The 19,943-nt window shown below is 66.0% G+C and carries 25 protein-coding genes; 7 read left to right on the plus strand and 18 right to left on the minus strand.

Annotation, left to right across the window (positions count from 1 at the left end):
* The first annotated feature begins 200 nt into the window (after positions 1-200).
* Both AVL61_RS12020 and AVL61_RS12025 read left to right on the plus strand, forming a co-directional pair.
* Positions 201-548, plus strand: a complete 348-nt coding sequence (locus AVL61_RS12020; RefSeq protein ID WP_058874576.1) for a hypothetical protein — start codon at positions 201-203, stop codon at positions 546-548.
* Positions 549-732: 184 nt separating this feature from the next.
* The gene (locus AVL61_RS12025) at positions 733-1,008 is read left to right on the plus strand and encodes a hypothetical protein (RefSeq protein ID WP_231738403.1); all 276 of its coding nucleotides are present in this window, start codon (positions 733-735) and stop codon (positions 1,006-1,008) included.
* Positions 1,009-1,356: 348 nt separating this feature from the next.
* On the opposite strand, the gene AVL61_RS12030 is transcribed toward AVL61_RS12025, so the two are convergent.
* From AVL61_RS12030 to AVL61_RS12085, 12 genes are all read right to left on the minus strand, one after another.
* Positions 1,357-1,944 (minus strand): helix-turn-helix domain-containing protein, encoded by a 588-nt coding sequence (locus AVL61_RS12030; protein WP_058874577.1) that lies wholly within the window; start codon positions 1,942-1,944, stop codon positions 1,357-1,359.
* Positions 1,945-2,172: 228 nt separating this feature from the next.
* Positions 2,173-3,129 (minus strand): DMT family transporter, encoded by a 957-nt coding sequence (locus tag AVL61_RS12035; protein WP_058874578.1) that lies wholly within the window; start codon positions 3,127-3,129, stop codon positions 2,173-2,175.
* Between the two features lie 362 nt (positions 3,130-3,491).
* Complete coding sequence (locus AVL61_RS12040; RefSeq protein WP_082697126.1) at positions 3,492-4,364, minus strand: urease accessory protein UreD; 873 nt, start codon at positions 4,362-4,364, stop codon at positions 3,492-3,494.
* Positions 4,361-5,017 (minus strand): urease accessory protein UreG, encoded by a 657-nt coding sequence (gene ureG, locus AVL61_RS12045; protein ID WP_058874580.1) that lies wholly within the window; start codon positions 5,015-5,017, stop codon positions 4,361-4,363. The genes AVL61_RS12040 and ureG overlap by 4 nt, the downstream gene beginning before the upstream one ends.
* A gap of 36 nt (positions 5,018-5,053) precedes the next feature.
* Complete coding sequence (locus tag AVL61_RS12050; RefSeq protein WP_082697127.1) at positions 5,054-5,773, minus strand: urease accessory protein UreF; 720 nt, start codon at positions 5,771-5,773, stop codon at positions 5,054-5,056.
* Entirely contained in the window at positions 5,754-6,242 is a 489-nt protein-coding gene (locus AVL61_RS12055; protein ID WP_058874582.1) for an urease accessory protein UreE, read from the minus strand. Before AVL61_RS12055 ends, AVL61_RS12050 begins: the two co-directional genes overlap by 20 nt.
* A 42-nt stretch (positions 6,243-6,284) precedes the next feature.
* Positions 6,285-7,997 carry an urease subunit alpha gene (gene ureC, locus AVL61_RS12060; protein ID WP_058874583.1) on the minus strand — a complete coding sequence of 571 codons (1,713 nt, stop codon included), beginning with the start codon at positions 7,995-7,997 and terminating at the stop codon, positions 6,285-6,287.
* Complete coding sequence (locus AVL61_RS12065; protein WP_058874584.1) at positions 7,994-8,350, minus strand: urease subunit beta; 357 nt, start codon at positions 8,348-8,350, stop codon at positions 7,994-7,996. The genes ureC and AVL61_RS12065 overlap by 4 nt, the downstream gene beginning before the upstream one ends.
* A gap of 28 nt (positions 8,351-8,378) precedes the next feature.
* Entirely contained in the window at positions 8,379-8,681 is a 303-nt protein-coding gene (locus tag AVL61_RS12070; protein WP_058874585.1) for an urease subunit gamma, read from the minus strand.
* 31 nt (positions 8,682-8,712) lie between these two features.
* Complete coding sequence (locus AVL61_RS12075) at positions 8,713-9,666, minus strand: energy-coupling factor ABC transporter permease (RefSeq protein WP_058874586.1); 954 nt, start codon at positions 9,664-9,666, stop codon at positions 8,713-8,715.
* Positions 9,667-9,863: 197 nt separating this feature from the next.
* Complete coding sequence (locus AVL61_RS12080; protein WP_082697129.1) at positions 9,864-11,597, minus strand: purine-cytosine permease family protein; 1,734 nt, start codon at positions 11,595-11,597, stop codon at positions 9,864-9,866.
* A gap of 453 nt (positions 11,598-12,050) precedes the next feature.
* On the minus strand, positions 12,051-13,223 hold the full coding sequence (locus tag AVL61_RS12085) for a PD-(D/E)XK nuclease family protein (protein WP_231738404.1): 1,173 nt from the start codon (positions 13,221-13,223) through the stop codon (positions 12,051-12,053).
* Positions 13,224-13,553: 330 nt separating this feature from the next.
* On the opposite strand from AVL61_RS12085, the gene AVL61_RS12090 reads away from it, so the two are divergent.
* On the plus strand, positions 13,554-13,775 hold the full coding sequence (locus AVL61_RS12090) for a hypothetical protein (RefSeq protein ID WP_058874588.1): 222 nt from the start codon (positions 13,554-13,556) through the stop codon (positions 13,773-13,775).
* 8 nt (positions 13,776-13,783) lie between these two features.
* Here AVL61_RS12090 and AVL61_RS12095 read toward each other — a convergent pair whose 3' ends face one another.
* The 3 genes from AVL61_RS12095 to cmtR form a co-directional block, all read right to left on the minus strand.
* Entirely contained in the window at positions 13,784-14,359 is a 576-nt protein-coding gene (locus AVL61_RS12095; RefSeq protein WP_058874589.1) for a GNAT family N-acetyltransferase, read from the minus strand.
* A 161-nt stretch (positions 14,360-14,520) separates the two neighbouring features.
* A complete protein-coding gene (locus tag AVL61_RS12100) occupies positions 14,521-15,123 on the minus strand; it encodes a cadmium resistance transporter (RefSeq protein WP_016997609.1) in 603 nt (200 codons plus the stop codon).
* A complete protein-coding gene (gene cmtR / locus AVL61_RS17545; protein ID WP_006590980.1) occupies positions 15,120-15,479 on the minus strand; it encodes a Cd(II)/Pb(II)-sensing metalloregulatory transcriptional regulator CmtR in 360 nt (119 codons plus the stop codon). Before cmtR ends, AVL61_RS12100 begins: the two co-directional genes overlap by 4 nt.
* Before the next feature lie 193 nt (positions 15,480-15,672).
* Between cmtR and AVL61_RS12105 the strand changes: the two genes are divergently transcribed.
* A complete protein-coding gene (locus AVL61_RS12105) occupies positions 15,673-16,293 on the plus strand; it encodes a hypothetical protein (protein ID WP_157571411.1) in 621 nt (206 codons plus the stop codon).
* Between the two features lie 109 nt (positions 16,294-16,402).
* Here the strand turns inward: AVL61_RS12105 and AVL61_RS12110 are convergent, their stop codons facing one another.
* Together AVL61_RS12110 and AVL61_RS12115 are read right to left on the minus strand one after the other, a co-directional pair.
* Positions 16,403-16,759: a hypothetical protein gene (locus tag AVL61_RS12110; protein WP_157571412.1), complete on the minus strand. Its 357-nt coding sequence runs from the start codon at positions 16,757-16,759 to the stop codon at positions 16,403-16,405.
* Positions 16,760-16,796: 37 nt separating this feature from the next.
* On the minus strand, positions 16,797-17,099 hold the full coding sequence (locus tag AVL61_RS12115) for a hypothetical protein (RefSeq protein WP_157571413.1): 303 nt from the start codon (positions 17,097-17,099) through the stop codon (positions 16,797-16,799).
* A gap of 390 nt (positions 17,100-17,489) precedes the next feature.
* Here AVL61_RS12115 and AVL61_RS12120 point away from each other — a divergent pair, with 390 nt between their 5' ends.
* From AVL61_RS12120 to AVL61_RS12130, 3 genes are all read left to right on the plus strand, one after another.
* The gene (locus AVL61_RS12120; protein ID WP_058874593.1) at positions 17,490-17,945 is read left to right on the plus strand and encodes a hypothetical protein; all 456 of its coding nucleotides are present in this window, start codon (positions 17,490-17,492) and stop codon (positions 17,943-17,945) included.
* A 64-nt stretch (positions 17,946-18,009) separates the two neighbouring features.
* Positions 18,010-18,495 (plus strand): hypothetical protein, encoded by a 486-nt coding sequence (locus AVL61_RS12125; protein WP_058874594.1) that lies wholly within the window; start codon positions 18,010-18,012, stop codon positions 18,493-18,495.
* Positions 18,492-18,827, plus strand: a complete 336-nt coding sequence (locus tag AVL61_RS12130) for a hypothetical protein (RefSeq protein ID WP_058874595.1) — start codon at positions 18,492-18,494, stop codon at positions 18,825-18,827. The genes AVL61_RS12125 and AVL61_RS12130 overlap by 4 nt, the downstream gene beginning before the upstream one ends.
* 468 nt (positions 18,828-19,295) lie before the next feature.
* Here AVL61_RS12130 and AVL61_RS12140 read toward each other — a convergent pair whose 3' ends face one another.
* Positions 19,296-19,781, minus strand: coding sequence for a hypothetical protein (locus tag AVL61_RS12140; protein ID WP_058874597.1), 486 nt, complete (start codon positions 19,779-19,781; stop codon positions 19,296-19,298).
* Between the last annotated feature and the right edge of the window lie 162 nt (positions 19,782-19,943).

Below are 19,943 nucleotides of genomic sequence, written 5' to 3' on the forward strand. Positions count from 1 at the left end.
GCCGCCTGACACCCGCTGGCCTCAAACACCTTGAAAATTTCCGCTCACCCCACCCCGGTCTGGCGCCCAGCAAGGGCACCCACTGGCCGCTCGGAGCACAGTCAACGTCAGCGGCCCTTGGGGATGCCCGTGGCCACGTGGACGCATCGGCGACGGTGTGGGTTTCCCGTCGGCACACCACGATTTCGTAGGAGTAATACATGGACGGCACACCGGGGGCCGGGGCGAACACCGGCCAGGACGCGACTCTGCTGGCTCCCCGGGCCCATTCGGCCTTCTTCTTTGTTGCTCTGCGCCCGGCCTTGGACGCTCTGGCTACTGAGGCCGGCGCCGATGCCCGCCTCAGCCCGGACGCCCGCCGCGTGCTGCGCGCCGTGACTCGCACCCATCCGGCAGACACCTTGGCCCTGGCCAACCTCGCCGCCCGGGCCAGCACCCCCAAGATCCGGATCCCGACGGCCCTGCACGAGCTGGAGGTCTGCGGCTACCTGGCACGCCTGACCCACATCGCTCCTCATCTGAGGACAGCGTTGCCACCACTCACCTGACCGACGCCGCACATTTCCTCGGGCCCAGTCGAGTCACAAGAGCAACCCCTACCCGATCGGCTCGGTCATCGAGTCCGACGATTGGCGCGTCGTCGTCAACTCCGTCACCCTCGCCGCTACGGACGCAGTTGTCTCTGCCAACCAATTCAACGAGCCGCCTGCCGAGGGCTCGGAGTACATCCTCGTGAATTACTCCACGACCTACTTGGGCGATGAACCAGACGGGCAGATGCCGGCTTTCGTCACAGTCGAGTACGTGACAGCAGACAGCACGACGGTCAACAGCTTCGACAACTCCGTCGTCGCACCGGAAGCTATCGATACCATCAGCACGCTCTACACGGATGGCACTGCAACAGGCAATACAGCCTTTGAAGTGCCGACCGCTACGGCTGACCAAGGCGTTCTCGCCGTCAGCCCAGGCATGCTCGGAGACAAGGTATTCGTCGACGTGCAGTAACACATGCAAGAGAGAAGCAAAGCCCCCGGTGCATCACCGGGGGCTTTGCTGCACCGGGAAGCCATTGTCGCCCTGCTCGGAAGGACAAGGACATGGTCGGTGTCCGAGAACTGGGCCATATGTAAAGCACCGGGCGCCCATTTGCTGTACCGCCCCGACGGGAAGGCCTAAGGCTGCCCCAACGATTGAACCGTCCGCGGAAAGCATCGGAGGGGCTGTAGCCGTAGCTCCTGCCCGGTGGGGTCGACCTGAATGACCGGCCCAGGATATTTCGGCTCTCTCGGAACCCACCAGCCAATGGCGCCCGGCGGGGGCAGCCTGTGGCACCGGGTCCGTGGTGGGGTGCGCCTAGGCTCCGGTGACGACGCGGGTGAATTCGGTCCAGGTGTCGCTGTCGTTGCGGTAGGTGTAGCGCTGGTCGCTGCGGATGCGGCCGGCCTCTCCGGCGCGCAGGACCAGGGCGGACCCGCTGGTGATGATGATGAGTTCCCCGGCGTGGACCTGGTGCAGTTCTTCGGTCCCGGCCGTGTCCGGCTGGGCGTGGTAGGTGTCCCCCGGGGCCAGTCGCCAGGACCATAGTTCGGTGCGGGGAACGCTCTCGGTGGCGAGGAGCAGCACGGCCTCGCTGCCACGGTCCGAGCTCCACACGCGCACCGCTGCCCCGAGTCGCCCCCCGCTGGCTTCTTCCGCGGGGGTGGTGGGGGGCATGGCGAGGGAAACGAAGTCGGTGCCCAGGGCGTGGGCGATGTGGTCGACGGTCACCAGGCTGGGATTCGCCTGGCCCAGCTCGATCTGGGTCAGCATCCGCCGGCTCACCCTGGCGCGGTCGGAGAGCTCCTGGACGCTCCACCCCCGGTGCTGGCGCTGCTGGCGGATCTGTCGGCCGACCGTGGCGACGAACTCCGCGGTGGCTTCACCTTTCTCACGGGTGGCCATCCGTTCCTCCTCCGGTGAGCAACATGGTGGGCACCGGCAATGCGGCGTTCTCACCTGGTGCGCCCTGATGGTACTGCGCGCTTTCATCGGCACGCTGCGCTCTGGGGCGCTTCCGCTGGCGGCTCGGCCAGGCCGGGCCGTTGCCGGCGGCCCTGGTCCCGTCGCCTCCTACTGAGTCGGCCTGCACCGAGCGAGTGGACCTTTGGGCTGCTCGAGCGTCGACGTCCGTCACCTGACCTCAAGGCCTTCCCGATCCGCGCCCTGATCGGACTCAGGGGCGGGACGCGGTCGGAGCGTCAGATCCTTGGGGCGCAGCTCGCTGACCAGGACACCGACGACGATCAGCACGGCCCCCAGGATCGCCAGGCCCGGCAGGCGATCCCCGGCGATACGCCCGATAATCCCGCCCCACACCGGTTCCCCGGCGTAGATGACGGTGGCCCGGGTGGCCGACACAGAGCGCTGCGCCCAGTTCATCGCCCACTGAATCAGGATGCTCGCCGCCCCGAGCCCGACCCCGGCCACCAGCCACACCCAGGAGAACCCCGGAACCCGTTCGCCGGTCACGGGCATCATCGCGAAGGACAGCAACCCGGCCATCAGCACCTGCACCACGGTGACCCGGCGGGCATCCACCGTGCCGGCGAAACGACTGATGAGCACGATCTCCACCGCGCAGGCCACCGCACTGAACAACGTGAGCGTCTCCCCGGGGCTCAGCCCACCCAACCCGGCGTCCGGACCAGCCAGCAACACCAACCCCGCGAAGGCGAACGCCACCCCGACCAGGGTCATCACCGCCGGGGCCTTGCGCAGCAACACCCACTGCAGCAGAGGCACCATCGGCACGTACAAGGCAGTGATGAACGCCGACTGGCTGGCCGTGATCGTCTGCAGCCCCACCGTCTGCAGGCCGTAACCGAAGAAGATCGACGTCCCGATCACCGCACCGGCGCCGATCTCCTGCCAGGTGATGCCCCGCAGCACGCGCCAGAACACCACCGCCCCGATCAACCCGGCCACCACGAAGCGGACCCCAACGAAGAACAACGGGCCGGTGTGGGCCATTGCCACATGGATGATCAGGAAGGTCGCCCCCCAGATCATGGTGATGCCGATCAGGATCAGTTCGGGGCGACTGACGCGGAGCCTGTTTCCGCCGGTACGAAAGAAGGTGTGCCACACACACCTCAGCGTATGAGAAATATAATGCTCATGCCAAGGTGAAGACCTGGTGCCCTGGCAGGAACCCTTAGCGCAGGGTCGCGGCCCTGGGAAACGTCCGGTAGCCGGGCCATATGTAAAGAACAGAAGATCGATTCCGCTCATGTGCTCACTGTCCATGTTTCAAGCGGCAATCGGCCGGCCTAAGACCAAAGCAGTCCCAGAAGCTCCTTCCGCAACGACGAAATGGTGAAACCTGCGGTAGGCATTTCCCGGAGCGACGCAGTGAACAGGTCAACCGCAATCAGCCGTTGCAGTACTCAGTGCTGGTGCCCCGGCCATGGGACCCCATTCTTTCCTTCGCCAGTTGGAACGGGATCCGATCAGTACTTGCGCAGGTCCACCCGCGGCTGTCCCATCCACTCCGACCGCAGTAGCGCGGAGATATCGAGGAGCAGCTCGGTCAGCTCGTCCGAGCCAGGACCGAGCGCTCGTACGATGAGGCCTGGTACGGGTAGCGGGGAGACGCCGCAACGCAGTCCCGGCATCCGGCTCTCGGCTGTGGCGAGCCGAGTGTGAACCCTGTCGATGAGCCCCCGATCCGCGCGAGGGTCCACGACCAGCAGGGAACCGAGGTGGCTATGACCTTCCAGGAAACCGATTCCAGCCACGGCATCCTCCTCGGGTTGCAGGCGGAGGTTGTCGACAACCACCGTGCGCCCGCGCATCACCACTTCGGTGCGCAGCACAACGCTGCGGTACCGGAAAGGAGTCCCGTCGGATGCCCAGCCGGGGGTGACCACCTCGCCCGCCATGAAGCAGGCCGTGGGATCCATCTCGACCATGGTGTGCTGAACATAATCGGCGTTCGCGTAGGCGATGAGCTGGTCCGGAAGGTACTCGAGCACCGCGTCCGGGCCGAGCGTGAACCGCACGTCCTGCCGGGCGGGGGCGGCCGGGGCGCGGTAGACCTTGGTCGCGGACTGGGTGGTGACCAAGGTGGTGCCGGCGGCCTCCACCGCGACGTCCAGCTCGTAATGGTCCCCGCCGAGGTACCCGCCGCCGGGATTGACGACAACGAAGCACGGCTGCCCTGACCCGTCCAGATGGTGCGGGCGCAGCACACGCAAGGCGCCGGTGTGAAACTGGTGGACGGCCACGGTCCGCTCTCCGCGAGGTGCGAGGATCAGCTCGAGCCGGCCGGTCGGGATCACGGTTGGTGGCGCGGCTGACCCACCGGCTGCGGTGACGGTCACTGGGCCATGTCCAGCATCAGGACGTCGTGCCGGATCCACTCAAGAATTCGCTCAAGTCCCTCGTCTGTGCGCAGATTGGTGAAGCAGAACGGCCGGTCCTTGCGGAACACCGCGGAGTCCGCGGCCATGACGTCGAGGTCAGCGCCGACGTGCGGGGCGAGGTCGGTCTTGTTGATCACGAACAGATCGGATTTGATCATGCCCTGCCCGGCCTTCCGGGGGATCTTCTCGCCCTGGGCCACGTCGATGACGTAGATCGAGAAGTCGACCAGCTCAGGGCTGAACGTGGCGGAGAGGTTGTCTCCACCGGACTCGACGAACACGATCTGCAGGTCCGAGTGTTCCCGGCACAGCCGCTCGATCGCGGCCTCGTTCATCGAGGTGTCCTCGCGGATCGCGGTGTGCGGGCAGCCGCCGGTCTCGATGCCCACGATCCGGTCCAGCGGGAGAACGCCGTTGCGGGCCAGGATCCTGGCGTCCTCGATCGTGTAGATGTCGTTGGTGATCGCGGCCATCGAGACCTCGCGGATCAGCGCCCGAGTGACCCGCTCCACGAGCTGGGTCTTGCCGGCGCCCACGGGCCCGCCCACCCCGATGCGCACGGGGCCGCGGCCGGTCGGTGTGGAGGGGGTGGTGGTGGGGACTGTGGTCATGGAGAACTCCTGGATCGGTGTTGTCGGTCGGGTGGGTCAGGACATGAACATGCGGGCCCGCTGCCAGGCGTGACGCATTTGAGCGATTTCCAGACCGGGGCTGGTCGCCCCGAACTCGTCGTCGGACATGTACCCGATCCGCTCGACGCCGCGGGCGACGTCGTCGTGCAGGGCACGCAGGACACGCTGGCCCGCGTTCTGGCCGATGGGGATGCCTCGCACGGCGTTCTGGGTCAGGGAGGTCACGGTCGAGAACAGGTATGCACCGGCCAGCTGCTCCCAGGCCACGCCCAGCTCGGTGCCCACGAGGGCGAAAGCCACGGCCGGGTTGCCCCGGCTCGTTCCCTCGCGCAGCCGGTTCGCGTAGCTCAGCAGCCGCGGGAAGGGGAAGTTCTCCGCCCCGATCTCGGTCATCCGCTGTCCCATCGCAGCCGCGGCGTCGCGCACCTGGACGGGCAGGGCCTGGGCGGCCAGCAGGTCGTCGGCGCGCCACACGGCCTCATCATCGGATGCCGTGGCGACCGCTCGGACGGCCCAGCCCTCAGCGGGCACCACCTGGTGGTGCAGGCAGTGGCGTATCCAGGCCAGGAAACTCGGTTCGTCGTGGACCGTGCCGTCGTCGATGTAGGTCTCGAGGCCCAGGGAATGGGCGAACATGCCAGTGGGCAGCGCGGAGTCGCACAGTTGCAGGACGGCGAGCATCCCGGCGGTTCCCGCGGTGCTGCCCGAGACTCGCTCAGTGGGTGTGCTCTGCATGGCGGAACGGGGCCTCCATCTGCCGTTCGACGCGCGCGAAGCGAACTCCGGCCCTCTCCAGAAAAGCTTCGGCCGTGTGGTCGTACTGGACCAGCAGAAGACCATCGTGCTCCGGCAGCTCCGGGATCTCGGTGTCGGGACCCAGGAACTGGGCGGGCAGGTGCCGGTTGCCCAGGGAGTGCGCCACGAAACCCATCTGCTCGATCGTGGCCGGGGCGACGACCAGGACGTCGGTGGGCAGGGAGGAGATCACCACGGCGTTGGTGCCCTCCCGGTGCAGGATGTCCCCGTCTTTGAGCTCCTGCCGCTGTGCGAGGCGGATCCCCACCTCGGTGCCGTGGTCGGTCACGACCCGTTGGACGCGCTTGCGCAACGCGGTCCCGGACAGGGCGATCCGCTCCAGGTGCAGACCGGAGCGTTCCTGCTCGGTCAGCTCGGCCAGGTTGCCGAGCACAGTGTCGACGATCACGGGGTGATTCCTTTCGAAGTGTTCTCAGGGGTCGGGGCAGGATCAGAACAGGAAGTAGCGTTGCGCCATGGCCAGCTCCTCGGCGGGCTCGCAGGTGGCGAGGACCCTGTCCACCCGGACCTCGTAGGTCTGCGGGTCCACCTCGATCTCCGGTGTCGCGTGGTTGTGCCGCATGTCCTGCTTGGACAGCCCGCGGATCCCACCCACCGGCAGGACGCGCTTGCGCAGCCCCAGCCGCTCACCGACGCCCGCCTCGACGGCGGCGCCGGACATGAAGGTGATGGAATTGGCGTGCGGGGCGGTGCCCTTGGCCCCGAAGGCGTCGCGCATCAGCTGGGGCTGGGGGGTGGGGATCGAGGCGTTGGGGTCGCCCATGAGGGAGTGCACGATCTGCCCGCCCTTGAGCACCACGTGGGGCTTGACCCCGAAGAACACTGGGTCCCACAGCACGAGATCGGCGAACTTGCCGGTCTCGACCGAGCCCACGACGTCGGCGATCCCGTGGGCGATCGCGGGGTTGATCGTGTACTTGGCCACGTAGCGCCTCAACCGGGCGTTGTCCCCGCGGCCCGTCTCCTCCGGCAGGGGGCCGGTGCGCCGCTTCATCTGGTCGGCCAGCTGCCAGGTGCGCAGCACCACCTCACCCACGCGGCCCATCGCCTGGGAGTCCGAGGAGGTCATGGAGAAGACACCGAGATCGTGCAGGACGTCCTCGGCGGCGATCGTCTCGGGCCGGATCCGGGAGTCGGCGAAGGCTACGTCCTCTGGGATGTCCGGGTTGAGGTGGTGGCAGACCATGAGCATGTCCAGGTGCTCCTCGGCCGTGTTGCGCGTGTAGGGCAGCGTGGGGTTCGTGGAGGACGGCAAGACGTGGGGAAGGGAGGCGATGCGGATGATGTCCGGGGCGTGCCCGCCGCCGGCGCCCTCGGTGTGGAACGTGTGGATCACCCGGCCGGCGATGGCGGCCATCGTGTCCTCGAGGAACCCGCACTCGTTGAGGGTGTCGGTGTGAATGGCCACCTGCACGTCGAACTCGTCGGCGACGGACAGCGCGGTGTCAATCGCCGAGGTCGTGGCGCCCCAGTCCTCGTGGATCTTCAGGCCTGCGGCCCCTGCCCGGATCTGCTCCGCCAGCGGTTCCCGGGCGGAGGCGTGCCCCTTGCCGAGCAGGCCGAAGTTCATGGGGTAGCCGTCGAGGGCCCGGAACATCCGGTCCAGGTGCCACGCTCCGGGAGTGATCGTGGTGGCGTTGGAGCCCTCGGCCGGGCCCGTGCCACCGCCGAACATCGTGGTGATCCCCGAGGACAGGGCTGTGCCGATCTGGTCGGCGCCGATGAAGTGGATGTGGGAGTCGACGCCGCCTGCGGTGAGGATGCGGCCCTCGCCGGCGATCACCTCGGTGGAGGCCCCGATCAGGATGTCGACGCCGTCCATGATGTCCGGGTTGCCGGCCTTGCCGATCGCACTGATGTGCCCGTCCCGCAGGCCTACATCCGCCTTGTAGATCCCTGAGGCGTCCAGGACCACGGCATTGGTGATCACGGTGTCCACCACGCCGTCGTCCCGGGTCAGCCGACCGTTGTGGCCCATGCCGTCCCGGATCACCTTGCCGCCGCCGAACACCACCTCGTCCCCGGGGACCGTGAGGTCGCGCTCCACCTCGAGGAACAACTCGGTGTCCGCCAGACGCACCAGGTCTCCGGTGGTGGGCCCGTAGAGGCTCGTGTACTGGGCGCGGGACATCTCGTGGCTCATGTCTGCTCCTCATGGGGCGCCGGGGTGGTGGATGCCCCGGCGGGCGGGTCCAGCGGGCCGTTCACCCGGTTCGCCAGGCCGTGCACCTCGCGGCGCCCGGCCAGGCCCACGAGGCGCACCCGCTTGCGGTCGCCGGGCTCGAACCGCACCGCGGTGCCCGCCGGGATGTCGAGGCGGAAACCATGGGCGGTGTCCCGGTCGAACTCCAGTCCCGGGTTGGCCTCGGCGAAGTGGAAGTGGGAGCCCACCTGCACAGGGCGGTCGCCGCGGTTGACCACGTCGACCTGCACGGTGGGCCGGCCCGCGTTGATCACCACCGGATCAGGTCCAAGGACGTACTCTCCAGGGATCACAGCAGCTCCTCGTCTCGGTGCGGTCGGGTCAGCGGATGGGGTCATGCACGGTGACGAGCTTGGTGCCGTCCGGGAAGGTTGCCTCGACCTGAACGGAGTGGACCATCTCGGGCACGCCCTCCATGACGTCTTCACGGGTCAGCAACGTGGAACCCCACGACATGAGCTCAGCGACGGTCCGGCCGTCACGGGCGCCTTCGAGCAGCTCCGCGGTGACCAGGGCAACGGCCTCCGGGTGGTTGAGCTTCAGCCCCCGCTCCCGGCGGCGGCGAGCCAAGTCCCCGGCGACGACGATCAACAGCTTCTCCTGCTCACGGGGTGTCAGGTGCACGGTTGTCCTTCAGGTGGTGGGAGCGGTGGGATCACGCGGGGCAAGTTGCCGCACGAGAGCGAGACGAGCGGAGTGTCACCAGCAGCAGCAGCCACGCCGAGGCACCCGTCAGCGCCCATCCCAGAACCCCGACCGGAGCGGTCTGCCACCCCGTGGACTCCCCGTATCCGGCCAGGACGCTACCGGCGAAGGGATGGGTTCCGGAGGTGTCAACGAAGGAGTAGGCCATCGCCACGGCTTCCAGGCCGTCGGGGGCGGAGGAGGCCACACCGGACAGGACAGCGGCGCAGATCAGTCCCGCGCCGACCAGGCCCAGGACACCGCGCTGTTGCGCCGACCTGATCAGAGTGCGCTGGTCGGCAGCGGCCAGGCCCGGAGCCAGCGCCATGACAAGGAACAGGACCGACACGGAAATGACTGCTTCCCCGACCCCGATCAAGGCGTGGACGCCGATCATGGCTCCCAGGAGAGCACCGGCCGGCACCGACGTAGTGCCGCCGAGGAGATAGAGCCCGCAAAATACCAGCGCAGCCGCCGGCACCGAGATCAGTGCGCCCAGTCCCGCACCGAGCAACGGAGACGGTCGTCCGGTCACACGGTCGACCAGGCGCATGATTGCGGCCGTGCAGCCGACCCCCAGGAGAGCCATGAGCGCCACGTTCGTGCCCAGCGCGGTGAGCCCGCCGTCGGCGAAGACCAGGCACTGGACGATGAGCACAATCGTGACCGAAAGGATTCCCCGCCACGGTCCCAACAGGGCCGCGGCCAACGCGGCGCCCATGAGGTGACCGCTGGTGCCCGGCAGCACCGCGTAGTTGACCATCTGGGCCGCGAAGACGAATCCAGTCACCGCTGCACCGAAGGTGAGATCGCGCCGGGACCTCTCGCCGCCGGCCCGCCACGCGGCGACGGCGACGCTAGTGGCGGCGACCGCCGCCGTCGTCAGGGACACCGCGGGATCGAGGAAATGTTCAGGAACGTGCACGGGGAATCAGCCGCCTTCCGGAAGGACCGTCTTGCGGGCTGGTGACGCGACCCGCACTGCCGGAAGCATGACAAGGCCGTATTACGGGTCTGTGTCGTCAGCGTTTTGTCGATGTATCGCTCCGTGCGTTGGGTCACAGGCCAATGCGGTGGTGCGGACCGGAGGGCCGCACCACCGCAGGCTGTGCACGATCAGGATTAGAACGTCTGAGCAGGCAGCACGTACCGCCCGGTTTTGTCGGTCGCCAGGGCGAGTGAGGAGATGTACTGCTTCTCGCCGTGCGGTCCTGGCTCGGCGGAGAGCATCATGTCCGGGCGCTCGAACTCCAGGCCGCTGACGTGACACATGAGCTTCGCGTCAGAGGGGTTGCCGTCGGCGTCGAACATCGGCAGGTCGATGCCGTCGTCGGTGCGCCGCAGGTAGTACTTCCCGCGGGTGGCCACGGCGAGCAGGGGCGGGCAGACCAGTGCCAGCCCGATCGCGAACATCGGCGAGTACGGCTGCACGGCGGGCCCGAACGCCCCGAAGAACACGGCAATGGACACACCGGCGGAGAGCAGCATCGAGACGAAGCCGACCGGGTTGACGGCGTAGAGCATGCCCCGGCGGAACTCGGGGGCCTTGGGCGAGAGCTTGAGCAGGTACTTGTTGACGGCGATGTCGGTGGCGACCGTGACCACCCAGGCCATCGCGCAGTTGGCGTAGAAGCCCAGGATGGTGTTGAGGAAGTCGAACATGTTCGCCTCCATCAGCACGAGGGCGATGGCGAGGTTGACGAAAACGAAGACCAGTCGGCCCGGGTAGTGCTTGGTGATGCGAGTGAAGCTGTTGGTCCAGGCCAGGGAGCCGGAATATGCGTTGGTGACATTGATCTTCAGCTGCGAGACCACCACAAGGATCAGGGCCAGGGTGAGCGCCAGCCAGGTCGGCATCATCTCCTCGTAGACACCGAGGAACTGATGCACCGGCTCGGTGGCCGTAGCAGAGGCGGCCGGGTCAAGCTTGGCCAGCAGCCACACCGTGATGAACAGGCCCGTGGCCTGCTTGAGCGCCCCGAATACCACCCAGCCAGGCCCACCCATGACCACGGCGGTCCACCACGCGCGGCGGTTGGCGGCGGTCTTGGGCGGCATGAAGCGCAGGTAGTCGATCTGCTCGGCGATCTGCGCCATCAGGGACAGGCACACGCCGGCCGCGAGCATGACCGCAGCGATGCTGACCCCGCCGTCGCCGCTCTCGCCCTGGTAGGCGAAGAAGGTCTCCACCGATTCCGGGTTGGTGACCACGAGGAAGACCAGCGGGAACACCATGAGCAACAGCCACAGCGGCGTGGTCCACACCTGCAGCTTGGCCAGCGTGTTCATCCCGTAGATCACCAAGGGGATGACCACCAGCGTGGAGATCGCGTACCCGATGGCCTGCGGGATGCCCAGCACCAGCTCGAGGCCCTGGGCCATGATCGAGCCCTCGAGGGCGAAGAAGATGAACGTGAACGTGGCGAAGATGATGTTGGTGACCACGGACCCGTAGTAGCCGAAGCCCGAGCCGCGGGTGATGAGGTCCAGGTCGATGTTGTAGCGGGCCGCGTAGTAGGCCAGCGGCAGACCGGTGGCAAAGATGATGACCGCAGCCACGGCGATGCCCAGCAGGGCGTTGGCCGTGCCGTGGGCCATACCGATACTGGCGCCGATGGAGAAGTCGGCCAGGTAGGCGATACCACCCAAGGCACTGGTCGCCACCACGCCCGGGCCCCACTTGCGGTAGGAGCGCGGGGCGAAGCGCAGCGTGTAGTCCTCCAGGGACTCCTTGGTGGCCTGACTCACGTCGCGCTCGGGGGCTCCCGGGGCGTGCGCGCCGGCAGGAGCGTGGGCGTCGAGAACAGAAATTCCGACACCGGGCTGCGCACCCGAGTCGGTAGAAGGCGGGTGCAGCTGATCGGTCACGGTGTTTCCTTCGGTCGGCGGGCGTCGCCTGCGAACCTAGCGGCGCCATGATGCCGCACCATGTCGCCATTGTTTCTCGAGCGTAAAGAGCGCCCGAGGCCGCGGGGCATACGGTGAACCGTCATGGACCGAAGGTCCAACCCGTGCCACTCCTATTCATCGAATTCTTCATCGTCACGACCAGACAATCCTGCATCGATACAAGAAGGGACGGGACTGCTGCGTCGCTGGGTGCCATGAAAGGTAGCCTGATGGCCGCTATCGGGCCTTACGTAAACCAGACGCTCACACACCGTTTATCGGGCAGTCCCCGTTCCGGCACATGCCTACCTCTCCGGGTTGGGCGAGTGGTTGGACACACGCACACCAATCTGGCCTTGACTGCTCACACGAGCAGATCAGCAGCGGGCTGCACCCCGGGCGGAAACACCCCAGTTCCCGTCAGCCTCCGGATGCCACCGCCAGCACGGCGTCTCGCAGACGATCATCGTCGTGAGACATCCCGTGGATGACCTCACCGAGGCTGACGTCTGTCTGCATGATCCGCTTTAGGCTCTGCTGGCCCGTAGCTTTAAGCGTCACGAACACTCGCGAGTAGTCAGGGTCCGACACCGGCTCTGGCGCGCTCTCGTTCTTCACGACGGCAGTGGGCCCGAACACGAGGAGGATCGTCGGCTGCGCATCAGCGCGGTGCAGAGCGATGCACCACTGCCATATTCCCTTGAGATTCGCCTCGACTTTCTGCACCTGCCCTGTCTCGACCTTCTTGTTCACCTGATTCGTCAGCGTGGTCCGCGCAAAACCCTGCAGCCCAGCCTTCACCCTGGCAAGGGTCTCGCGGCTGTCCTCCATCTGCCGCCGCGCGTGCTCGGCGACGAGCTCGGCGAACTCCTGGGCCGCAAGATCCTGCGCCTGGTACCCGTAACGTGCGGACTCCCCGGTCTCGCACATGGCCTGGATGAAGGAGAGCTGGTCGTCGAGGTTCACTGCCGCCGGGCCTTCCACGAAGTGGTCAATCATCTGCTGGATGAAGAAGAGCTGATCAGGATGCCGCCGACACCACGCCGGATCGCGAGCCACGTGTGCTTGAAGATCCCCCAGAACCTCGGCGTAGGTGACGACAACAGCCTTTTGCCATCCCTTTTGCTGGCGGTGGGTCTCGCGCCGGTGGCACAGCAGCACGACTGCGGCCGCTCTGCCGGGCCCGACAGCGTGGGCGAGGTAGCGGCGGTAGTCGTGACTGTGTCCATCGGAGGTCCAGTAGTTCTCGATGACGACGGCGGCATCTTGTCGCGAGAGGACGATGTCGGCAATGTCCATGCCGACCTGGCCGCCAGCGGCTTCCTCGTCCCCTCTGGTGTCGACTTCCTGGGCCACGCGGTAGCCGGTGGAAGGCAGCTGCTTGTCGATGAGCCGCTTAGCGTTGATTCTCTCGAGGAAGATGCGCTGGAACGCATCGCCGAGTCCGTGAGTCGCATCGGCGGCCAGCAACCAGGCGAAGACGTTGGATAGTTGCTTCTCGTGGGTGCCGTGGTGCATCACCCGGAAGACATTGAACTCCTCGGCCAGGCTCCGCGAGAGCATGGGCACAAGCGCCGTGACGAAACCACTCATGTCCGTCGATCGGGGGGTCATAGCGTGACGCTACAACAACTGTGGCCAGATGGAGCGGCTGACGCGGACCGCGCCAGCTCCGGGCCGCTCCCACATAAACGCTGTCTCAGCGCAGGAGCCCCTACGGCCTCATGAGGAACCCTGAACGGGCGTTCTCCAGCCCGCGCCTGATGCGTCTACTCGAGACTCGCCAGCGCCCCCATGGCCCTGCCTCCCGTTGGTTCCGTCGTCTCAGCCCACGGGGTGCGACACACAGGCCACCGGCACGGTCCATGAAGTTCCGCAGAGTCTCAGTAGCGTGGAAAGCCCCGACCCAGGAGGTTCGCCACGATGCTCACCACCCTCACCGCACTGCCCAGCTCCCTGGCCGCATCCGGGGTCAACCCCACGTTCGATAACTGGAGCCTGCCCCTGCTGGCCTTCCTCTTCCCGGTGATTATGTTCGTGATCTCGCTGCTGATCTTCTACTGGGTGGTGCGCAAAGGCGTGACGGCCGGCATCAGGGACTACGCGCGCAAGCACGGCGATCGCCCCGGCAACTGGCGACCATAGATCACCGCTTACCGGGACGAGGTTGCTCCGCCAGGCGCCGGAGACTTCAACCCTTTCGAACCGAAGATCCGGCACAGCCGGCTATCGACCACAACCTCTTCCACGAGTTCCAGCCCTGCTTTCTCGAGGACGCGTTGGGAGGCGATGTTCTCCGCGAATGTCTCCGCCCAGACCGACAGACCCAGGTCCTCACCGATGCCGACGAGCTCAGCAACCACCTCGGTCGCCAGACCGCGCCCCCACACCTCCGATCGCAGCGCGTAGCCGATCCACATCTGCCAGGACCGTCCCTCCGGCTCCGGCTGAAGACGCAGCGTCGCATCCCCCACCATCCGGCCGTCCAGGAGGACCGCCACCCCGCGCACGAACCACCCCGGCACCGGATCCTGCCCGGACAAGCGGGCCTGGATGCGCTCCTGGACCTCCTCGCGCGACAGCGAGGCATGGCCCAGATACTCGGTGACCTGCGGGTCACCCCGGTAGACGAGCATCGCCTCTAGGTCGACGGCCCGCACGGGGCGCAGCAGACATCGGCCGGTGTGCCGGGGCCACGCCCCGGCGATCGGGTCAGGCGGATCTTGCATGAACCCCAGTCTGTGGCTTCGTTCGCTTGGTGGCGGGGTTTTTGCAGCGCTCCGTGGCGGTCTTGTTGCCGCGATCACGCAGGACTGGCTGCAGGTAGGTGTCGCGGTCTGAACCGAGAGGGGTGCGCCCGGTCGGGGCCGTTTGGATCGCTGCCGCTACGTCAGAGTCCGAAGGCTCCGCCGCTGACGAGGATCACGATGCCGAGGCCGATGAGAACGATGGGGAAGAGGATGTGCTCCCAGCGTTCGAGCACTTCGGCGATCGGGGGGCGGGTGGCGACGAACTTTGCCAGGGCCACCAGGACCGCGACGAGCGCGAGGAAGACGATGCAGTAGGCGACTACTGCGAGAGGTTCCACGCTGAGGAAGACAGGGGTGTAGACGCCGATGTTGTCGCCGCCGTTGGCAAGGGTGACGCCTGCGACTGTCCACACGCCGACCTTCTTGCCGGCAACCTTGGCCTCGTCGTCATCGTCGTCATCGTCTCCGCGCCAGGCCTGCCATGCGGCCCAGAGGCCGAGGCCCAGAGGGATGAGACCGAAGTACGGGATGGCTGCCGAGGGCAGGAATGCTCCGGCACCGATGGTCACCAGGACCGCGGCACCGAGGATGCCGGCGAATCCGAGGTACTGGCCGGCCAGAATGCGGGCGGTAGTGCCGCGCTGGCCTGCCCCTCGCGCGAAGAAGAGGGAGAGCACGATGATGTCGTCGATGTTGGTCGCTGCGAACAGGCCCATCGCCTGCAAGACCGAGGTGAGGATCATGCGCCCTCCCCAGCTGCGTCGCATCCGGGAAGCGAGCAGGCGGGATCGATGCACGGGGCGTCTTCGTCCACTGCCAGGGTGGCATCGACCAGTGCCGTCAGCGCCTGCGCCAGGTGCGAATCGGCGATCTCATATCGTGTCCGACGACCCTCGGGCTCGGAGACGACGATCCCGCAATCGCGCAGGCATGCCAGGTGGTTGGACACGTTCGGGCGTGTCAGGTCCAGATCTCGGGCCAGTTCCGCCGGGTAAGCGGGATGGTCGAGCAGGGTCAAGATGATCCGGGATCGAGTGGGGTCGGCCAGTGCACGACCCAGGCGGTTCATCACGTCGAGACGCGAAGCAATAGTCAGCATGGACTGAACTATACAGCGCGCACTGAACACTCGGTCACAGGCGTCAGCCCAGATCGCATGCCCGTAAGGGGAACCCCTATTGCAATTGGGGCATAGTGCAGGGTTTGTCTTCTTGGGCGGAGGGTCCGGACACGTCTACCGGTGTTGCGGTGCGGTCTCGGCCAGACCTGCGGGCCCCCAGTAGTGTCCGGACATGAGTAAGAAGAGCCGCCCCTCCTCCGGAGCCGCTGAGAAGCCACAGGTGCAGCCGCCGCTGTCCACGCCAGGGGATTCAGCTTGGGCGGCCTATCAGCGCACCGCTCGAGTCACCAGCGCTACGCTGATCCGCGTCACCGAGGGATTGATCGACCCGGAGGAGATCGCCCTGAATCCGGAGACTCATCTCCTGGACATCTTCGCCCACGAGGCCGAAGCCGCCCGCGTGTGGCACCGCCGTCGGCGCTTGGCAGATGGCGGATGGATCGAAGGAGCTGTACGGCTGCGCTACCAGGAGCGGGACCTGATGCCGGCTGCCGGGGTGTGGGACGTGGTCAGTCTGTGGTTCTCTTTGCTGCAGCTGATCGAGGAGTTCCAGCAGGAGGGCCGCGCCCTGGCCTATTTCCCGGACGAGCCGGTGCCCATTGCGCTGGAGACGGTCAAGCGCCGGGTCTTCTTCACCGTGGATGAGACACGGGTGATGATCGAGCCCCTGCCCTTCCTCAGCAGCCTGGTCGACGAAGCCGAACGCTTCTTCCAGTGGGTAGGGCGCAACGTCGGTGCCGATGCGGCGGACCGGGAGATCGAAGCAATCCGCTCCCGCCTCGCTCAGATATAGCCTCCCCCGCGAGCTCCTGACACGCACCTGAATCGAGTGCACGCAGAGACAACCCCAACTGCAACGGGGTGGACCGGGGAGTCACACGCCACCCATCGGCGCAGGCCGCTTACATCCTGATCAGTAGCTGCTGGATAACAAGGATGACCGGGGCAATGAAACCCAAATTGTTGATCCACGCTTTTCGGTCCAGGGCTTCCTGCATCGCCGCTTCGGCGTCACGCTCGTCCTCCGTGGAGGCGAAAGGGGACAGCGCGAGGGCCAGACTCGGGACGGTGGGATTGTCCACGGCGTGGATGATCCCGTTGATCAGGATCACCACCATGATGAAAAACGCCACCACGAACGGTATCGGAGAGTCTCCGTAGCCCTCGCTGCGCCACACCATCACGCATCCGAGCACGGACACCACCACCGGAAATACAAACACCGCAGTGGCGAGCACCGGAGGCTTCACCCGCATCACGACCACCACTCCTCGTTGTCCCAGCGAACCAGCACGATCAATTCGCCAACTGGTGAATAAGCAGACCTATCGCTGGAATCAGTCCAAGGAACAGCACCCAGGAGAACCGCATCACAGCTTGTTGCATGCGCTCAACCTCCAGGTCCCCGGCCGGGCGATTCCCGGACAGGAGAGCCAATTGGCGAGCGAAAGCGCGTGTCATCGTGGTGTCGCGCCGGTAGATCATTCCGTTGATCAGGAACAGCACCAGCACCAGCACCGCCCCTGTCAGCGGGGCACTGGAGGTCAACCGCTCGTGGGGAAAAGCCATTACCACGCATCCGAAGGTCGCGATCAGCACGGACCCCAGAAAAACCCACAGCGGGGCCTTGGACAACACCGGACGCACGATTCCCCGTTTCTATCCACACCAACCAGGGCTCAGGATGAGCGCCCGCGAAGATGCGGATTCCGGCCCGTGGCTTCTACTCGATGGAAGCCGCAGGCCCCCACCCCACAGTATGTGCACACGCGAAGTCCTGCAGGGCACTCGACCGTGTCCCTATTATCGCTTGGTTCCCAGGACCGGATAGGAACCCCAACTGCACCAAACACTTCGCTTCCAAGCGTTCTGTGTTGTGGTCCTTTCTGACGTCAGAGGACGTTCTCGGGGGTGCGGTAACGTCCATATCAGTACATTTGCTGTAGTGAACAGGCGGTGGGGGGTCGGCCGCGGGAACGGGGAACGGTCATGGTATCCATCGCGATACTAGGGGCGGTGGCCGTCATGGTCGTTGCCCTGTCCTTGGTTTACACCCGCGGCATGGTCGCACGGCGTATAGCTCCCACGGCCGAAGCTGCCGGACCGGTGGCTGCGCAATTGGTGGTGGCCTCGATCTTCACGGCCACCGCCGCGGTTGTCGCCGCGATGACGCTCATGCTGTTCACCGCCCTGGACGATTCCCAGCCCGTGTGGGTGACGGTGGGCTTCCCTCTGGGGATCAGCGCCATCCTCATCGCGGGTGCAGTGATGGCGCGGTTCTTCGCTGGGCGTTTGGGCGAGGCGATCTACACCGCTTTCAACGGCCCCGCCCGCCCTGAGGAGAGCCCGTCCATGTACGCAGCGGCCGCCGGCCGCTGGTGGTGGATCTACGCCGTGGCCGCGATCCTGCCGCTAACCGTGTTGCTCATCGGCCTGACCTCCTGAGAAGGCCGACCACCATGCCCGGAAACAGCGACAGGACCGACCAGCACGATGTGGGGTGGGCCGGATGAGCGCCAAGAAATTCACGGTCTTCACCTTCGGCACCGTCGTGATCATCGCTCTTGCCGGGCTGACTTTTATGCTCATCGGCGTGAACTGGCAGGGAGGCAGTGCAGACGTTTCTTGGGTTCTGCTCGGGATGTCCGGGATGTCCCTGGGGTCCCTTTTCGTGTATCAGCGCAAGGGGTCGCTGGCGAAGGTGGGGGCCAGGCAGCTGCTTGCTGTTGAACGAGGACTTACCCTCGATCAAGCCCTGGAAGCCTTCCGGAAGTACTCGTTCCTCCTGTTCATTAGTGCCTGCTCTTTCTCGCAGCGGCCGTCGGTGCTCTCTTCGTCTACTGAGCACCGGCCTGCAGGGATGAGGAGCAGCAGCTCACAGAGAAGAAGACCACTCGGTGATCGTGACCGCTGGCACTGCTCCCCGCTGTCCGCGCCACACCGGGACCCGGGGTCACCGTGTCACATTGGCCTATCACTGAAGGAAAACCTGTGAACGCGAAGAAGCACATCATCATGACGCTCAGTGGGTTCGTGGCCATCAGCGTCTTCGCACTGGTCGTCGTCCTCCTTGGCCTTGATTGGAAGGGCGGTAACGAGGGTGTCTGGTGGGCCTTCTTCACGGTGTCCGTGATGGAGTTCGCCATGTTCGTCGTCTACAGGAAGAGGCTGCCCATGGCCAAGTGGGGCATGAAATCCGTGCTGGCCTTCGATCGCAACACCACGATCGAGGGAGCGGTCGACCTCTGCCAGAAGTACTCGTTCCTCCTCCTCATCAGCTCCATCATTCTCCTGATTGCAGGAATCTCCGCGATGTTCATCTACTAACCCCAACCGCGACGTCCCCACTGAGGAGAACCAAGTCTTTTGGGACTTGCGGCACCGGCCATGGCACCTCTTTCCCGCGTTGCAATGGCTAATGTGTGGATACTGCTCGGACCCCAAGCCTGGTAGGCAAGAGGCAAGTGGGGGCGCCTGGGAGGCAGCGCAGCAGACATGCAGGCCGCATGCACTCGGCCGGCCCCTGGCCACTGAGAAATGGAGTCTCGCCCTATGAAGCCAGCAACTGTTGGATACGCGATCTACATGCTCATGGGCGCACTCGGTGTCATTGCCCTAGCTATCTATGTGCAGAACTGGATCGGCATAGTGCTGGGCATTGTCCTCATTCTCTTTTCGGTTGGCTTCTACCTGGTGGAGAGACGTTCTCAGCTCCCGAGAGACAAGGACAGGTAGACGGCTGGGGCCACGTCCGCATGCTGAAGATGCCAGAAGGGCAATCCCATCCGGGCGGTCTTACTGGATGCGGATCTCGCACTCCTTGCCCGTGGGCTCCCCGTCCAGGGTGAACTCCAGCCACAACGTCCGGGCTGCTTCCGGCGGATGCGGCAGATACGTCCAGGACCCCTCCCACTCGGTGCCATCCCCGCCGATCTGACCGGCCACCGGCCGGTACTCGGTGCCGACGTCATCACGCAGCAGCGCGCCCACCCGCTCCAGGACCAGCACCCCCGGCATCGTCGGTGCCGACTCCTCCCGGGCAGGCTCTCCGCTCTTGCGCTGCTGGTACCAGGCGAGGCGGGCGGACTCGAACTTGTTGTCACGGTCCATGGTCTCCGGCCCGCGGGCTCCCGAGACCATGACCCGCACACCCACCGCGCCCGGGAGTGCCTGCACGTGTGCGGGCAGCACGGCGGTAAGGTCGGCGCCGGCGAAACGCACCTTGATGTCATCGCTGGTGGCGACCACCAGGTCGGCCGGGGCAGAAACTATGGAGGTCATGCCCCCACCGTAGAGAGCCCGGAGGGAACGAAACCATAGCGCCACGCACGCACAGCCCCCGGTCAGACCAGAGCGCCCCCTGCCGCCGGTGGCGTTGGATCCACGCCGACGCGTTGGACTGACTGTGAGGATTCCTTTTGCAGCCTGATGGTGCTGGGCTGT

Origin of the sequence: Kocuria rosea subsp. polaris (genome assembly GCF_001483755.1) — a bacterium.
Taxonomy (GTDB): Bacteria; Actinomycetota; Actinomycetes; order Actinomycetales; family Micrococcaceae; genus Kocuria; species Kocuria cellulosilytica.

Excerpts from the sequence above, each read along its gene's own strand:
- AVL61_RS12100 (WP_016997609.1), bottom strand. The coding sequence starts at position 15,123 with ATGATCCTCACCTCGGTCTTGCAGGCGATGGGCCTGTTCGCAGCGACC.
- AVL61_RS12090 (WP_058874588.1), top strand. The coding sequence starts at position 13,554 with ATGCTCACCACCCTCACCGCACTGCCCAGCTCCCTGGCCGCATCCGGG.
- cmtR (WP_006590980.1), bottom strand. The coding sequence starts at position 15,479 with ATGCTGACTATTGCTTCGCGTCTCGACGTGATGAACCGCCTGGGTCGT.
- AVL61_RS12020 (WP_058874576.1), top strand. The coding sequence starts at position 201 with ATGGACGGCACACCGGGGGCCGGGGCGAACACCGGCCAGGACGCGACT.
- AVL61_RS12140 (WP_058874597.1), bottom strand. The coding sequence starts at position 19,781 with ATGACCTCCATAGTTTCTGCCCCGGCCGACCTGGTGGTCGCCACCAGC.
- AVL61_RS12105 (WP_157571411.1), top strand. The coding sequence starts at position 15,673 with ATGAGTAAGAAGAGCCGCCCCTCCTCCGGAGCCGCTGAGAAGCCACAG.
- AVL61_RS12050 (WP_082697127.1), bottom strand. The coding sequence starts at position 5,773 with ATGCAGAGCACACCCACTGAGCGAGTCTCGGGCAGCACCGCGGGAACC.
- ureG (WP_058874580.1), bottom strand. The coding sequence starts at position 5,017 with ATGACCACAGTCCCCACCACCACCCCCTCCACACCGACCGGCCGCGGC.
- AVL61_RS12030 (WP_058874577.1), bottom strand. The coding sequence starts at position 1,944 with ATGGCCACCCGTGAGAAAGGTGAAGCCACCGCGGAGTTCGTCGCCACG.
- ureC (WP_058874583.1), bottom strand. The coding sequence starts at position 7,997 with ATGAGCCACGAGATGTCCCGCGCCCAGTACACGAGCCTCTACGGGCCC.
- AVL61_RS12120 (WP_058874593.1), top strand. The coding sequence starts at position 17,490 with ATGGTATCCATCGCGATACTAGGGGCGGTGGCCGTCATGGTCGTTGCC.
- AVL61_RS12095 (WP_058874589.1), bottom strand. The coding sequence starts at position 14,359 with ATGCAAGATCCGCCTGACCCGATCGCCGGGGCGTGGCCCCGGCACACC.
- AVL61_RS12085 (WP_231738404.1), bottom strand. The coding sequence starts at position 13,223 with ATGAGTGGTTTCGTCACGGCGCTTGTGCCCATGCTCTCGCGGAGCCTG.
- AVL61_RS12125 (WP_058874594.1), top strand. The coding sequence starts at position 18,010 with ATGAGCGCCAAGAAATTCACGGTCTTCACCTTCGGCACCGTCGTGATC.